We start from the raw sequence: 14299 nt of genomic DNA, 5'->3' as shown, positions 1-14299 counted from the left end.
TGCACCTCGCGTCTCGACAATCTCTCTCTGGTGGAGCGGGTGGATGAACGTACGACTCGTTGCAGGTCTCTTTGTGCTCGCGCTCTCGACGACCGCTGGGTGCGGCGGCGATGACGGCGAACGTGGCGAAGGCGGTGCCGGTGGCTCCGGCGGCTCCGGCGGCGCCCAGCCCACGGGCAGCGGCGCCGGTGCGTCGGGCGCGACCGGCACCGGCGGCAGCGGCGGCGCCGAGCCCGCGGGCACCGGCGGCGCCGAGCCCGCGGGCACCGGCGGCGCGGGTGGCTCCGAGCCCACGGGCACCGGCGGCGCGGGTGGCTCCGAGCCCACGGGCACCGGCGGCTCCGGCGGAGCGAGCGCCACGCCCTATGGAGCGGCGTGCACCTCCGATGCCGCCTGCCCCGAGGACTACTGCATCACCGAGCGCGAGTGGGGATGGCCGTCCGGCGCCTGCGCGGGCCAGTGCGATCCCGCCGTGGAAGACTGTTCCAACGGCGGCGTCTGTGAAGATTTCGGCGAGGGCCTGGGGTTGTGCCTCCTTCTGTGCAGCGGGCCGGACGATTGCCGCGATGGCTACCGGTGCAGCGAGGTCAGGGGCGGGCGCACCGCGTGCATCCCTGGGTGCACCGAGAGCTCGCAGTGCCGGACGCTCAGCGTGTGCGACACGCTCGACGGCCTCTGCAAGCTCGGCGAGACGGACTGCTCCGACGGCAAGGACGACGAGGGCGACGATCGCGTCGACTGCGCGGACACCGACTGCGCCGCGACCTGCCGCCCGCTCGTCGACGCAGCCTGCGCGGACGCAGCGCCGGCGACGACGACGATCGAGGGCGACACGTCGCTGGGCACGCGCGTGTTCGAAGGCACCTGCGGGGGCGTGGGGCCCGAGGAGGTCCACCTGTTCACGCCTCCCCCGGGGCAGTCGGGCACGCTCCGCGTCGTGCTCCAGTCGGGGACGGGGGGTCACGTCCTCTACGCCCGCACGGCGTGCGCGGACGGATCCACCGAGCTCGCCTGCCAGAACAAGACCGCCCCCTCGGGCGCCGGGCCTGAAATCGCGATCGTCGTGAGCCAGGACCAGGAGGTGCCGATCTTCGTCGATACCGTCACGTCCGCTGGCGCAGGGCCGTACACGCTGGAGCTCTCGTTCTCTCCGGCCACCTGCGGGGACGGCATCACCAGCCGGCCCGAGGAGTGCGACGACGGCAACACCGCCAGCGGCGACGGCTGCTCCGCCGAGTGCACCTGGGAGCTCGACGACCTCTGCGCGCACGCGCCCGTGGCCGTCCTCGGCGAGAACCGGGGCGACACGACGAGCGGGACGATGGTGTTCGACAGCACCTGCACCCGGCTCGGGATGCGGGAGGGGATCCACACGATCACACCGCCGGGCGCTGGCAGGCTCAGGGTGGTGCTGTCCTCCGAGACCGACCAGGGCTTCTACGTGCGGGCCGGCTGCACGGGACGCCAGCTGGCGTGCATCGAGGAGCAGAACAAAGGCCGCGACGAGAGGATCGATATCGCTGTCGACGGCGGCGCGCCGCTGTTCATCTTCGTCGAGCCCTACAACGCGCAGGACGCCGGCCCCTACACGCTCAACCTCTCCTTCACGCCCGCCGGCTGAGCTCCCGCGCCTGGGAGCGCCCTCTCGCCGGGGCGGATGCGGTACGCTGCGCGCGTGCTCGCCGCCCCGCCTCCGTCTCCGCCTCAGCCCCATCGCCCCGCGCGCTGGCTCGCCGCCGCGTTGCTCGCCGCAGGCGCGTGCCAGCCGGCCTCGGCGCCGCCCGCCCGCGCCTCCCAGGACGCCGCGGCGCCCCCCGGCGCGGCGCGGCCCGCGACGCCGGCGCCTCACGACGGCGCCCCGCCGCCGCGGCCCGCGCCGCGCCCCCGCGGCGGCAACGGGCAGCCGGCGCTGGTGGCCGCGGGCGACGACGGCGCGGCGCTCGATGACCGGTCGCCGGTGAGGCTCCCGCCGCCGCCGTTTGGCGCGGCGCTCGTCCGGCGCGCGCCGGCCGGAAGCTCCGCCGCGCCGCGCCTCGTGAAGGTCAGCGAGAAGAAGAACCAGATCACGGACGAGGCGGCATGGTTCACCACGAACGGCCTCGCGCTGCCGGTGATCACGCCGGCGCCGAGGGCGGACGCGGGCGGGGCGAGCGACACCTTCCCCTCCTTCGCTCCCGAGCGCTACCGCGATCAAGCGCTCGTCAAGGCGATCGGCCACGGGGACCACAGCGCGCTGCTCTACGGCCCGAGCTTCGCCGAGGCGCGCTTCGTCGCGATCCTCGACGCGGCGCACACGATCGTCGCCTTCTTCGACTTCGAGAGCTTTCTCACGCCGCCTGAGTTCGATCCCAAGGAAGCCGGCTTCGTGAAGGGCAGCATCGGCTGGGCCGCGGTCGAGGACGGCGTCCTCTACGTCTCGTCGGGGCACAGGACGTATGCGGCCTCGTCGAAGGGCAAGAACGCCTACCTGTCGGCCATCGAGCTCGCCTCGGGGCAGCTCCTCTGGCAGAGCGCGCCGCTCGTCTGCAACGCCGAGAACTTCGTCTTGCGTGGAGATCACCTCCTCTGCGGATACGGCTTCACGGCCGAGCCGGATTTCCTCTATGTCCTCGAGCGCGCCACCGGCAAGGTGGCCTCGAAGCTGCCGCTCAAGAGCGGCCCCGAGTTCCTCGTCGAGAAGGACGGCAAGCTCTTCGTCCGCACCTACGACACGGATTACGTCTTCGAGATCCGCTGAAGCGGCGCCCCGACGCGCCGAGGAGCGCGCTCGATCCGAGGGCCACGGCGAGCACGAGCGCGCGGCGCGCGGCGGAGGGCGGCCGAGCGGAGGAGCGCGGGCCAGCGGCGCGGCGACGATCGCGGCGCGAGCGCTCGCCCTCGTGCACGCCATCCTGTCGCTGCTCCTGCGCCGCACGACGACACGCCGTGCGCACGTGCTCCCGATCGGCACGGCGGGCGGGCCTCCGCGTCGCTCCGCGCTCCATGAGGGCCCGCCGTGGCCGCCGCCCCTCGCGGCGCCCCCTGATGGCAGAGCTCGTCAGGACCGGGCGGCGCCGCTCCCCGGCTCGACACGCGTGGAGCGCCGACGAGACGCCATGGAACGACGTGAAGCGCGCCGCTCGTCGCAAACTGCCCCAGGCGAGCGCGCCCCGTCGCTTCGTGCCACACCCCCTTGCCACCCTGGAGATCCACGAGGGACGCAAGAACTGGCTCCCTCCGCGCAGAGCCTGCGCCTCCGCGCGCGCGCCTGGCGCGCTCGACCGTGAAGGAGCGCGCCGCGCAGCGGTTGCGCGGGTGAGCGGCCATGGCAGCGAACTTGCTACCTGATCACGGCGAGCACACGCGAGGTGCTCGCGGTCGCAGGGCCAATCCCTCCGAGCCTGCGCATCCGGCGACGCAGACGCATAACGACGATGCTACAGCGTGATTCGAAGCGATGAAAGGAGAGGGCATGCAAGTGGAGCTCACCTTCCGACACATCGGCAAGAGCCCCTCGCTCGAGGAGCTGATCCAGGAGCAAGCGAACAAGATCGAGCGCTTCAACGACCACATCAACAGCTGCGCGGTGGTGGTCGAGCGCGACCACGCGAGCATGGGCACGGGCGGAGAGTACCGCGTGCGCGTCGACCTCCACGTGGCCGGCAAGCACGAGATCGTGAGCGAGGAGCGGGCCGCGAGGAACCTGCTGCCGGCGGCGGTGCGCGACGTGTTCCAGCGCGCCGGTCGCCAGCTCAAGAAGCTCGCGGACGAGCAGCGGAGCGAGGTGAAGGCCCACCCGGCGCAGGACACGGCCGGCGTCATCGCGAAGCTGTTCAACGACTACGGGTTCATCACGACGATCGATGGCCGGGAGATCTATTTCCACGAGCGAAGCATCGTATCGGCTCCGTTCTCCGATCTGAGGGTCGGCATGGGCGTCGCCTACACCGAGGAGGACGGCGACGAGGGGCCTCAGGCGAGCAGCGTGCGCGTCGTGGACGCGCGCGGCGGCAACCGTGGCCGCGAGGAGATACCCACGCTCAGCTAGCCGGAATGCTCAGGGCGCGCGGGGCTCGAGCGCGCGGCGCGAGCCCCGCCTCCCCGCTGTCCGCGGAGGCCGCCGCTATATCGTCGTATCGCGTCGCCACCGCCAGCGGGGCGCCGGTCGAGGCCTCGAGTCCGCCGGAGGCTCGGCCGGCGGCGTCGCGCTCTCCTCTCTCTCTTGCCTCGCAGGGGGCATGTCCCCGTCCGCGGGCGGCTCTGGCCGCGGCTGCGCCCTGCGCTGCCGCAGGGCGCACTCCTCGTTCTGCCTCTCCAATACGTCGATCTGCGCGGAGGCCTCGTCGAGCCTGCGCTCGAGCAAGCCCACGCGCGTGGACTCGCGCCTCAGCTCCGACAGGGCCGCCCTGAGCTCGTGCTCGCTCGAGCGGAGCGCGGCCCTCACCCTCTCGCGCTCGTCCTCGGCCTGTCCGAGCCGCGCCGACAGGCGCTCGCGGTCCCCCTCGAGCCCGGCGATCTCGCGCTCCATGGCGCTCCTCGACTGCTCGTAGCGCTCGTCCGCCTCCACCTTCGCGGCGGCCGCGGCCTGCGCCGCGCGCCTCGCGCGGAGCTCGGCGCCCTCGGCCAGGCGCTTCGCCTCGGTCATCGAGTCCCTGGCGGAGTTGGCGCTCCTCGCGTCGTCGCTCGCCTTCATCGCGAGCGCGAGCGCCTCCTCGGTGGCGCGCTGCGCCTCGGTCATCTTCGCGAGGGCCTCCTGCGCGGAGGCGTTCGCGGCCGCCTCGAGGCGGCTGTGCTCCCGCGCGCCGCGCTCGGCGGCCTCGGCCGTCGCCCGCGCCCGCGTCGCGTGCACCCAGAACACCGTGGTCGTCGCGACCATGCCCATCAGGAAGACAACGCCGAGCGCAAGGAGCACCCGCGTGAGCCGCTCGCGGCGCGCCTCCGCGCCGAGGGCCGCGTCGAGGAAGCTGCGCTCCAGGGCCGAGAGGTCGTCGATGTCCCGGGCCCACGCGGACAGCTCGTGCAGCGCCTTGCCGCGCGGCAGGAGCCCCGGCGCCCTGCCGCTCGCGACCCACCTCGTGAGCGCCTCGTCGAGCTCCTTCTTCGCCCGGCCGAGCCGGTGCAGCGCCGTCGCCACCTCCGCCATGCGCGGCCGCGCATCGGGGTCGAACGACAGCACCTGGTGGACGAGGGCGACGAGATCGGGCGGCGTGGCGGCGCTCATCGGGGGCGGCCACGCGCCGCGCGGCGCGTCGGGCGTCTGCCCCTCGAGCAGCTCGTAGAGGATGACGCCGAGGGAGTAGACGTCCGCCTTGACGTCGACGCTCCCGGAGTGGCGCTCCTGCTCCGGCGCCATGTAGCTCCTCGTCCCGAGGCCCCACGCGCCTTCCTGCGTGAACGGCATCGTGGGCTGTCCCGCGCCCACGCCGCTCGACGCGCGCCCGGCGGGCTCGATGGACACGCGCCCCGCTGCAGAGGAGACCACCCCGGGCGGGATCTCGACCGGCGCGGGGAGGATCTCGATCGCGGGCCTCTCGAGGCTCACGCGAGGAAGGCTCCGGAGCGCGTCGTCCTCGCGCAAGTCGCTCTCCGCCGTCGAGCTCTCTTCGCTGTCCGCCGTCGTGCGCGCGTCGCTCGCAGGGCCACTCGCGATCCCCGCCCGGCCGGCGGCGCTCTCGGGGTCGGGCGCCATCCCCACCGTCGGCGCGGTCGGCGCAGAGAGCTCGGTGCGGAGCGGGGGCACGGACGCCGGCGCGAGGGAGCCCCTCGCGTCCAGCTCCAGCACCTCGGGGAGGCCGCCCCAGAGGACCTTCGCGATGCCGAAATCGAGGATCTTGACGCGGCTGCCCCCGGGGGCGAGCTCGTCGTCGATCACCATGATGTTCTCCGGCTTCAGATCGCGGTGGACGACCTTGGACGCGTGGGCCGCGGCCATGGCCGACGCGATCTGGTAGCCGAGCCGCACGACCTGCCGCGGCCGATCCGCGGCCGGCACGGCCTGCACCCAGTCGCGCAGCCCCCGCCCGTCCAGGTACTCCATCACGATGTAGGGCGAGCCGTCCTCGAGCTCACCGGAGTCGAAGACACGGACGATGCCGGGGTGGTTGATGATGTTGACGGCGATCGCCTCCTGCCGGAAGCGCGCCACGACGTCCGGCCGGCGGGCGTAGTCGCCAAGCAGCACCTTGATCGCCGCCCGCGCCCGCGTCTTCGGGTGCAGCGCCCGGAAGACGCGCCCCATCCCGCCGCGGCCGAGCTCTCCCTCGATGAGCCAGCCCCGCAGGATCGCGGGGAACGGCGCGTCCTCGTCCTCCGCGCGGCCTTCGGCCTGACGCGTCTCCATGCCTGGCCATCCTGCACCCGCGCGGCCGCCGGCGGAAGCCCCGACGCGCGCCGGCGCGCCCGACCCGCCGTCTGCACGACGGGCCGCGGGCGCGCCGGCGCGAGGGGCTCAGCTCAGCCCAGGCTCGCGCAGTAGCCTGCCCACACCTCCGGGATGCGCCGCTCGCTCAGGCCCATGACGGGCGCAGGCGGCAGCCACTTCGGCTTCACCGGGGCGCGGAGCAGCTTCATGCCGGCCTGCTCCGGCGTACGCCCCCGCTTCGTCGAGTTGCACGCGTAGCAGGAAGCGACGATGTTGTCCCAGACGGTCTTGCCACCCTGCACACGCGGGATGACGTGATCGTAGTTGAGCTCACGGGCCACCTTCTTCACGCCGCAGTACTGGCAGCGGAATCCGTCGCGCAGGAGGACGTTGAGCCGCGAGAACTTCACGCCGCGCTTCATCCCCAGCGTCGGCCGCTTCAGCCGCACCACCGCAGGCGCGTTGATGGAGAGCGACGGCGACCGGATGACGTCGTCGTACACCTCGATGACCTCCACCTTGCCCAGGAAGCTCATCGTGACGGCGGTCTGCCAGGGGATGACCTTATGGGGCACCATCCATGGCGTCAAAAGCAGCGTCTGCGCGGTCATGGCCCACCTCTCTATCGTCTCTTTCTCTTCATGACGTCACTCCAGGTTAGACGCAATCGGTGCCCGGGGAGGGAGTCGAACCCCCAGATGGCTGGGTCTAAGCCAGCAGCGTTTGCCGTTTCGCCACCCGGGCAGGGTGTCACCGGTGGGACTCGAACCCACATGCCCCGAAGGGCGCAGGATCTCAGCCTGCCACGTATGCCGTTCCGTCACGGTGACGTCTGCGCGACGCGGTCTGAGTGGGAGGATTCGAACCTCCAGCCCCCGGCTCCCCGAGCCGGTGCTCTACCAGGTTGAGCCACACCCAGAGGGTCTTCGTCGCGCGTCGCGGCGGAGCTGTCGCCCCTCCGCGGTCTGGGTGGGGGGATTCGAACCCCCAGTCCCCGGCTCCCGAAGCCGGTGCTCTACCAGGTTGAGCCACACCCAGAAATCTATCCTCAAGATGGAATTGGCAGGCTCGCTCGCTCGGGCGCGGGCTCCCCAAGGAGCACGCTGGCGAGCGGAGCGGCCCGGTGTCCCCAGCGGGATTCGAACCCGCGTCTCCGGAGCGAAAATCCGGCCGCCTGAGCCTCTAGCGAGATGGGGACAGGGACACATGATCAGGAGAGCCGACCTGCGGCCCCGGCGCCGCGATGTCGCGGGCGCAGAGCGCCCGCACATCGTGTGCGGCCGCCGGACGGCGGCCCGCCTCGGCAACGAGACGAACGAACGGGCAAAGGACACCGTGGGGAGGCCCCAAGGGGGAACTGCCAAGCGGCATGGTAACCCACGAACATTGGCCCGTCCGGTGGAGCGACGAGGGGTCGAACCTCGATCCCTGCCGTGCGAAGGCAGTGTTCTCCCGGTTGAACTATCACCCCGAGCCAGCGGCTCTGGCGTCAGATCTTCATCATCGAACATCCATCTCCTTGTCTCCCCACGTCCTTTACCTCCTTTACCTCCTTTACCTCCTTCATTTCCTTTACCTCCTCGCCCATTGGACGATCACTCATCGTTCTTATTGGGTTCATCGCGCTCCTTTTTTTTGCGGCGGGGTGTGAAGGAATCGAACCTTCTCGCAGGAGTTTTGGAGGCTCCGCCGTCTCCATGACGCACACCCCGAGGCGCCCCCGAGGAGGATCGAACTCCCCTCACCTGATCGACAATCAGGCTGCCTCACCAGATGCATACGAGGGCAAACCAGCGCCGCCGACGGGATTCGAACCCGCGTCATCCAGATGAACGGTAACCGTCCTCCTTCGGCCCGGATCGGGCAAATGGGTGGAGAGCGGAATGTCAGGTGCTCTACCAGGCTGAGCTACGGCGGCAAAGGTCGGGATCCGAGAACCGTCGTCCTTCGGCCCGGATCGGGCGAGAGGGCGGGCGACGGAGAGGGGGATCCCGGCGCCCCCGGCGGGACTCGAACCCGCATCGACCGGCTTCGTAGGCCGGCCCCTATCCATTCGGGCTCGGGGGCTGTTGCTGAGAGCGGGACGCTGGAGTCGAACCACGAGAACTGTCCCTCCGAGGCCCGGGGGATCCCGGGCAAAGGGTGAAGGACAGGCGCCATCCATCCTGGCGGCGCCCCGCAAGAGGAGGGCGATCGTGAGGCGCCCTCGTCGGACGGACGGGCTGGCGGAGCCCGTCCGTCACGCTGCCTGTCACGAGACACCCCGGGTGAAATCCGCCATCACCTGGGGGGCCGCCCCGTCGAACCCCACGACATCGAGCATGCCGGGGTCCGTGGGATCGGCGATCGAGAAGCCGGTCGACGTCATGCCGACGACGATCAGCCGGGCCGGTCGGCCCATCGCCTGCCGGTATTCCCTGAGCGCCTGGAACGGGTGAACGGCGCCCGCCCAGGTCTCGTTGTCCGTGTAGATGACGAACGCGTCGACCTCTACCCGGTTCCGCTTCGCCCAGACCATCGGCAACGCGCAGTCGGTGCCGCCGAAGGGGAGGCCACCCACCGCGCGCAGCACGTCGTCGAGGCGCTGCTCCGGCGACACCGACAGCGGCATGAGGCCGGAGGCGCCCCCGCCCCACTTGCCGCCGTACCCGCCCGACGCCGCCGAGAAGCCGACGACGCCGTACTCGCGCTCGATCCTCGCCGTCGCCATGGCCATGGCTGCGCTCGCCACGCGCGGCGTCAAGCCAGGGACGCCGGCGATGGAGCCGCTGGTCATGGACCCGGAGATGTCGAGCGCCAGGAGGTGCTTCTTCCCCGTCGGCTCGACCGCCCGGAACGCGAGGTAAAACGCCTCGTTCAGCGCGTCGACGACCTCGCGGACCGGGGTCCACGAGAGCGCGTTGGCGCGCCGGCGAGCGCGCTCGCCGTGGCCCTGCTCATAGACCTTGAGGGCCGAGAGCACGGCGATGGGGTGGACCCGGGCCGCGCGCAGGCGCCCGGCGTCGGTGAGCTGTCGCGCCACCCTGCGGGACGCGTCGCTCATCGGCGAGAGCAGGCCGATCGCGGTCATCTTCCCCAGGTTCCGGAGGAGCGCTGTCTGAGGCATCTGCTCGAGCAGCGCCTCCCAGACCGCGGGGTCGTTCTTCCACTCGGTCAGGAGCATCTCGTGCGTGAAGCGATGCTGCCTGATCAGCGCGGTGACCTGCTTGCGGTTCGTCGCCGCGCGGAGCGACTCGAACGCGCGCACCGCGTCCGGCAGATCGGTCATGGGCAGCGCCTTGCCGCGCGCCGACGCCTTCCCGAGCGCCTCGATGCCGCCGACGATCCAGCGGTAAAGGGCGTCGTGCTGCGGGGTCGGCGCGACCGGGTGCGCGAGCCGCAGGAGATCGCGGTGGCTGTAGCCGTCGCGCTGCTGGTACTTCATCGCCTGGTACGCGACCCTGTCGACGGGCTTGTCGTTGTACCAGGCGGCGACGGCGGACCGGAGCCCGCGCCCCCACTTGCGGAACCCCTGCACAATGCGGGTGAAGTGGAAGAGATCCATCCCCGTGCGGCACACCTCGGGCAAGGCCGCGAGGGCGGCCTGCCGGGTCTCGAGCTTCGCGTCGGCGGCGGCGATCGCGAGCGCGAAGATCGCGGGCGCGTTCTTCGGCGCTCGCCCCGAGCCGCTGATGTCGACGATGCGCTGCACGGCGCGGGGCCCGTCCGCGGCGAGGCACGCCTCGACGGCGCGGGCGTTCTCCACCGTGAGCTTCCGCTCGGACGCGCAGTAGGTTGCCCCCTCGGCGCCGAGGATCAGCCAGCGGTCGAGCCTCGCCCATTCGTCGAGGGCGAAGGCGAAGCCGCCGGCGCTGTTCTTCACCTGATCGGCGCGCGCCTTCTGCCGCTGCGGGGTGACCAGCGCGGCGAAGTGCTTCAGATAATCGGCCATCACACCACCTCCGGCCCGGGCCCCCGGGCAAAAGAGGACGGATAAAAGAGCGCGCTCGGGTTGATCTACCAAAGATAACCGAGCGCGTTCGACCCGTCCTGGGTGGGCGTACGGGGATCGAACCCGCCTCCGCAGGGTCACAACCTGCCCTCTTCACCAGAAGAGAAACACCCACGCAAACCATCGTCGGGATGGCCGGAATCGAACCGGCGGTTCTCCTCACCCCAGATGAGGCGCCCTTCCACTGGGCTACATCCCGCAGCGCCCGCTCGAGCGAGGCGCCGACGCGCCCCCGGCCGGCGGCGAGCCGGCGCCTCGCGCGAGCGAAGCGGGCCTGCCTCCCGCGATGGGGGCGCGGCTCCGGCGGGAGGAATCGAACCTCCAACCACCCGCTTAACAGGCGGGCGCTCTACCATTGAGCTACACCGGAACATGGAGGCGCAGCGCGCCTCCATCTACGTCATCCTGGATTGTCACAGATCAGGTGTCCCCCACCGCCGGCGCGGCTGCGCCGGCGAGGACGAGGACAGGTGGACCCGAGAGGAATCGAACCTCCGACCGTCCGCTTAAGAGGCGGCTGCTCTATCCATTTGAGCTACGGGTCCGCGCGGAGGGCACACCTCCGCATGGCCTGCCGTGTCAGCAAGCCAGTGCACGTCGACCATTCCGCGAAAGCGTCACCCGGCGCCGCGAACGCGCGCCGCGGCGCTCATTCTCGAATCGAATGCTCCCGGCGCATTCTCTGCCGCGCCTCCTTTCTCCGGGCGCAACTCCCCCACCGCAACGCGCGACGACGTCGCGCGCTGCGCGCAAGACAACTCATCTCCTCGACGCGCAGGCAGCCGGCGATCCACAGCAGGCCGACAGCCCACAGCAGATCTCCAGCCCACCGGCAGGCCGACAGCCCACAGCAGATCTCCAGCCCACGAGCGGGCCGATAGCCGCAACGAGCCGACAGCCCACAAGCCCCCAGAACGCCGAAGGCCGCCTGGGTTTCCCGAGGCGGCCTTCGCGAACGTCGTCGTTCGACGCGTGCTTAGCTGCCTCTAGGCGCTATTCTCCGGGTTACCGAGCTTCCGCGACGGACGGAGGCCGCAAGGGTAGCCTGGATTATGCGCCCAATGTTCACCGCCCAGCAGGCGATCCCATGCCATGGTCGCGTCGGGCGTTCCCGACTTGGACAGGATGGTAACGAGCTGCAGGTGGTCGCGACGGCTGAACATGGCGAATCCTCGTGTTCCGACTAAGTACCGCTCTTAGACGGGCTACGCAACAGAAAAGTTCCTCGAGTCGATTCTTTTTTCGGTGCCTCCGGCGCCTTCGACATTGGCGCTCCCCGGTCCGGGCGCAGCCGGTGCAATCGTCGGCGCAATCGAGGAATCACGCCGTCTTCCTTTTGCCGGCGCCCGCCCTCGACCTGCATATGCCGAGGGCGTCACGCGCGACCTGCGACGGCGCTCTGGCCCCCTGAGCCAGGAGCGACGGCAGCAGGCGACCGCGCGCAGCGCACCTCGTGGCTTATTTCGTGCTGACGTCGACGCTGGCGCCGAGCCGAACTCGCTCGTCACAGCCGCCGCCGGAGACGACCAGCTGACCGCCCTGCACCTTCACGTCGGCCTCGCCCCCAGCCGGCCAGCGCAGCGCCACGATCGCCCGGCCGGTGCTCGCGTCATAGAACGTCCGCTCGCGGTAGCTCGCGCCGTCCCGGCAGCGCATCTCGCCGTTAACCTCTCCGTCGTAGACCGCGCCCGCGCCGTCGAAGGTGCTCTCGACCACGAGCAGCCCCCCCTCGACCGAGCCGCTCACGCTGCGTATTCCATGGCAGTGCGCGGGCCAGCCCCCCGAATGACCGCCTTTCACGACCAGGAGCCCGTCCGGCTTGCGGGGGAAGACCACATGGTTGCTGTGGTGCACGAACATCATGTAGTCGCGAGAGAAGATCCACGGCGGATCGCCGGCGCACGGGCTGTTGGCCGCCCACGTCGAGCCGGGCCTGCACAGGCGCTCTCGCGCCGCGGCCTCGCTCGTCGCCTCGCCGGGCGCCTCCTCGGCTGTGCCGATGCGCGCGAGGAGCTCGGTCCACCCCTCCACGAGCTCGGCGCCCTCGAGGTCGGCCTTGCGGACCTCCACGGTGCACGTCGATCTGCCGGCGAGCTTGCCGCGCGTCGCCGCCGAAGGCCTGAGCAGGTGCGCATTGGCGTAAGCGACCCGGGCCGCCTCGGCGTCACCCGCCCTCTCGCGCAGGAGCCCGAGGTTGAACCAGATCTGGGAGCGCAGCTCGGGATCGCCCGCCCCCGCGAGCGCCGCGTTGAAATCGCCGTCCGCCGCGGCGCTGTCCCCCGCGGTCAGGTGCGCGAAGCCTCGCTCGGCGAGCGCCCGCGCGTCGCTCGGGTCCGCGGCGATCGCCTCGGTGAACGCCTGGATGGCCGCATTGAAGTCCTGCTTCTTGGTCGCGAGCCGGCCTCTCGCCAGCGCGGCCTTGTACGTGGCGAGGGCCTGCTTCTCCTTCTCGGTCAGCGGGCGCGCGCTCGGCGCGGGCAGGGCCGGCGACGCGGGCAACGCCGACGGCGCCGGCGGCGCGGCGCTGCTCGCCGACGCGACGGCGGCAGGTGAGCTCGCCGCGACGGGCGGCGCGCTCTCGGCGGTCGGCCGCGGCGGCTGGTCACGGCAGCCCGCGGCCACGCACGCCGCGATGAAGCCGAGCGCGAGGCGCCCCTCGACGTCGCGCGCGCAGCGACGGCCGGTGAACTCCGTGGTCATGGTGCGCATCCTCGCCCGTCCGGGTCGAGCCTGTCATCGCAGATCGATGCCGGCAGGCCGCGCGGCCCGCAGCGCCGGAGCGCGACAGCGCTCTACAGGGCCCCGACGCGCTCCGCGGCCGCCTCGGCGGAGCGCACGGCGGCGTCGATCCCGGAGCCGTGGAACGCCGATCCGGCAAGGAGCACGCCGCTGCCGGCGAGCGCCAGCTCGACCTCTCTGACCCGCGCCGCGTGCGCGGGGGTGGAGACCGGGAGCGCGCTCGACCAGCGCGAGACCCACGCGCGCTCGGAGGGCCCGTGCACGCGCAGCACGCGCGCGAGCGAGGCCTCGGCGCGCGCCGTCCAGGCGTCGTCGCCCATCCGCTCGAGGTCCGCCGGATCGGGGCGGAAGAAGAGGCGAAGCGTGACGTGGCCGGCGGGGGCGCGCCCGGCGAACTTCGAGGTCGTGAACGTGCACGCGCGGAAGCCGTGCGCCTGGTGCCCCGCGGCGAGGACGAAGCCGGTGCCGTCGAGCGGGTGCTCGATCGCGGCGCGCGGGTACGCCAGCGAGACGGTCACGCTGGAGAGCGTCTCGGCGTCGCGGAGCGCCCGCCCCGCCTCGCCGAGCAGCGCGGCCGCGCCGGCGGCGTGGGTGGCGAGGACGACCGCGCCGGCGTCGATCTCGGCCCCTCCGGCGAGCGCGAGGCGGAAGCCGCCGGCCACCGGCGCGAGCGAGGCGACCGCCGCGGAGGTGCGCACGTCGACGCGCCCGGCGATCGCGAGCGCGAGCGTCTCGGTCAGCTGCGCCATCCCGAGGCGGAAGGTCCGGATCCCCTTGCCGAGCTCGTCGCGCGGCACCTGGAAGCCGAGGAACTCCGCCGCCTCGCCCGGCGCGAGCTCCCGCAGCGCGACGCCGTCGAAGCCGAACGACCGGTGCGTCTCCTGACCGACAAGATCGCCGGCGATGCCGAGCGCGCTCGCCAGCCCAGGGACGGCCTCGCTCCGCGCGATGAACCCCTCGGCGCCGAGCTCGACGACGAAGCCGGAGACCCGCTCCGTCCAGAGCTGCCCGCCGACCCGCGGAGCCGCCTCGACGAGCGTCACCTGGTCGCCCGCCATCGCTCGCCGGAACGCAACGATGCACCCGGCCAGACCGCCTCCAATGACGGCAATGCGTCGCATCGCGCCTCTATACCACGAGGCGATAACAATGTGAGAAGCACCGCGTCCGGCGAGCAGGATCCGCCCGGGTTCGCCCGCCGGCGATAACACGATGAGAAGCACTCCGTT

General features: G+C 71.8%; 9 protein-coding genes and 14 tRNA genes. 3 read left to right on the top strand and 20 right to left on the bottom strand.

All coding sequences use genetic code 11. The annotated features are described in order from the left end of the window. The first annotated feature begins 43 nt into the window (after positions 1-43). From ACSRUE_RS20360 to ACSRUE_RS20350, 3 genes are all read left to right on the top strand, one after another. Complete coding sequence (locus ACSRUE_RS20360; RefSeq protein WP_441292420.1) at positions 44-1621, top strand: DUF4215 domain-containing protein; 1578 nt, start codon at positions 44-46, stop codon at positions 1619-1621. A 54-nt stretch (positions 1622-1675) separates the two neighbouring features. Then, positions 1676-2737 (top strand): hypothetical protein, encoded by a 1062-nt coding sequence (locus ACSRUE_RS20355; protein ID WP_441292419.1) that lies wholly within the window; start codon positions 1676-1678, stop codon positions 2735-2737. Between the two features lie 714 nt (positions 2738-3451). Then, entirely contained in the window at positions 3452-4027 is a 576-nt protein-coding gene (locus ACSRUE_RS20350; RefSeq protein WP_441292418.1) for an HPF/RaiA family ribosome-associated protein, read from the top strand. A gap of 75 nt (positions 4028-4102) precedes the next feature. Here ACSRUE_RS20350 and ACSRUE_RS20345 read toward each other — a convergent pair whose 3' ends face one another. The 20 genes from ACSRUE_RS20345 to ACSRUE_RS20250 all read right to left on the bottom strand — a co-directional run bounded on the left by ACSRUE_RS20345 (position 4103) and on the right by ACSRUE_RS20250 (position 14191). Next, positions 4103-6319, bottom strand: a complete 2217-nt coding sequence (locus tag ACSRUE_RS20345; protein ID WP_441292417.1) for a protein kinase domain-containing protein — start codon at positions 6317-6319, stop codon at positions 4103-4105. A 113-nt stretch (positions 6320-6432) separates the two neighbouring features. Then, positions 6433-6918, bottom strand: a complete 486-nt coding sequence (locus tag ACSRUE_RS20340) for an HNH endonuclease (protein ID WP_441292416.1) — start codon at positions 6916-6918, stop codon at positions 6433-6435. Between the two features lie 93 nt (positions 6919-7011). Next, positions 7012-7084 (bottom strand) — tRNA-Leu (locus ACSRUE_RS20335). Between the two features lie 4 nt (positions 7085-7088). Then, positions 7089-7170, bottom strand: a tRNA-Leu gene (locus tag ACSRUE_RS20330). Between the two features lie 15 nt (positions 7171-7185). Beyond that, a tRNA-Pro gene (locus tag ACSRUE_RS20325) sits at positions 7186-7259 on the bottom strand. 45 nt (positions 7260-7304) lie between these two features. Continuing rightward, a tRNA-Pro gene (locus tag ACSRUE_RS20320) sits at positions 7305-7378 on the bottom strand. An 86-nt stretch (positions 7379-7464) separates the two neighbouring features. Next, positions 7465-7538, bottom strand: a tRNA-Glu gene (locus ACSRUE_RS20315). Between the two features lie 201 nt (positions 7539-7739). After that, a tRNA-Ala gene (locus tag ACSRUE_RS20310) sits at positions 7740-7811 on the bottom strand. A gap of 18 nt (positions 7812-7829) precedes the next feature. Then, positions 7830-7961 carry a hypothetical protein gene (locus tag ACSRUE_RS20305; protein WP_441292415.1) on the bottom strand — a complete coding sequence of 44 codons (132 nt, stop codon included), beginning with the start codon at positions 7959-7961 and terminating at the stop codon, positions 7830-7832. Between the two features lie 20 nt (positions 7962-7981). Then, positions 7982-8051: transfer RNA gene (locus ACSRUE_RS20300), tRNA-Trp, on the bottom strand. Positions 8052-8055: 4 nt separating this feature from the next. Beyond that, positions 8056-8127, bottom strand: a tRNA-Asp gene (locus ACSRUE_RS20295). Between the two features lie 7 nt (positions 8128-8134). Next, a tRNA-OTHER gene (locus ACSRUE_RS20290) sits at positions 8135-8258 on the bottom strand. A gap of 77 nt (positions 8259-8335) precedes the next feature. After that, positions 8336-8407, bottom strand: a tRNA-Arg gene (locus ACSRUE_RS20285). A gap of 184 nt (positions 8408-8591) precedes the next feature. Further along, a complete protein-coding gene (locus ACSRUE_RS20280; RefSeq protein ID WP_441292414.1) occupies positions 8592-10271 on the bottom strand; it encodes a TROVE domain-containing protein in 1680 nt (559 codons plus the stop codon). Positions 10272-10370: 99 nt separating this feature from the next. Continuing rightward, a tRNA-His gene (locus ACSRUE_RS20275) sits at positions 10371-10445 on the bottom strand. A 12-nt stretch (positions 10446-10457) separates the two neighbouring features. After that, positions 10458-10530 (bottom strand) — tRNA-Pro (locus ACSRUE_RS20270). A gap of 99 nt (positions 10531-10629) precedes the next feature. Next, positions 10630-10701, bottom strand: a tRNA-Asn gene (locus ACSRUE_RS20265). A 101-nt stretch (positions 10702-10802) separates the two neighbouring features. After that, a tRNA-Lys gene (locus tag ACSRUE_RS20260) sits at positions 10803-10876 on the bottom strand. A gap of 913 nt (positions 10877-11789) precedes the next feature. Next, positions 11790-13031, bottom strand: coding sequence for a tetratricopeptide repeat protein (locus ACSRUE_RS20255; RefSeq protein ID WP_441292413.1), 1242 nt, complete (start codon positions 13029-13031; stop codon positions 11790-11792). Positions 13032-13123: 92 nt separating this feature from the next. Beyond that, entirely contained in the window at positions 13124-14191 is a 1068-nt protein-coding gene (locus tag ACSRUE_RS20250) for a protoporphyrinogen/coproporphyrinogen oxidase (protein ID WP_441292412.1), read from the bottom strand. Between the last annotated feature and the right edge of the window lie 108 nt (positions 14192-14299).

The organism is Sorangium sp. KYC3313, assembly GCF_052075895.1.
Classification (GTDB): domain Bacteria; phylum Myxococcota_A; class Polyangia; order Polyangiales; family Polyangiaceae; genus Sorangium; species Sorangium cellulosum_B.
This window is presented reverse-complemented; position numbering and strand designations above follow the sequence as displayed.

Excerpts from the sequence above, each read along its gene's own strand:
- ACSRUE_RS20360 (WP_441292420.1), top strand. The coding sequence starts at position 44 with ATGAACGTACGACTCGTTGCAGGTCTCTTTGTGCTCGCGCTCTCGACG.
- ACSRUE_RS20350 (WP_441292418.1), top strand. The coding sequence starts at position 3,452 with ATGCAAGTGGAGCTCACCTTCCGACACATCGGCAAGAGCCCCTCGCTC.
- ACSRUE_RS20345 (WP_441292417.1), bottom strand. The coding sequence starts at position 6,319 with ATGGAGACGCGTCAGGCCGAAGGCCGCGCGGAGGACGAGGACGCGCCG.
- ACSRUE_RS20340 (WP_441292416.1), bottom strand. The coding sequence starts at position 6,918 with ATGGTGCCCCATAAGGTCATCCCCTGGCAGACCGCCGTCACGATGAGC.
- ACSRUE_RS20305 (WP_441292415.1), bottom strand. The coding sequence starts at position 7,961 with ATGAACCCAATAAGAACGATGAGTGATCGTCCAATGGGCGAGGAGGTA.
- ACSRUE_RS20280 (WP_441292414.1), bottom strand. The coding sequence starts at position 10,271 with ATGGCCGATTATCTGAAGCACTTCGCCGCGCTGGTCACCCCGCAGCGG.
- ACSRUE_RS20255 (WP_441292413.1), bottom strand. The coding sequence starts at position 13,031 with ATGACCACGGAGTTCACCGGCCGTCGCTGCGCGCGCGACGTCGAGGGG.
- ACSRUE_RS20250 (WP_441292412.1), bottom strand. The coding sequence starts at position 14,191 with ATGCGACGCATTGCCGTCATTGGAGGCGGTCTGGCCGGGTGCATCGTT.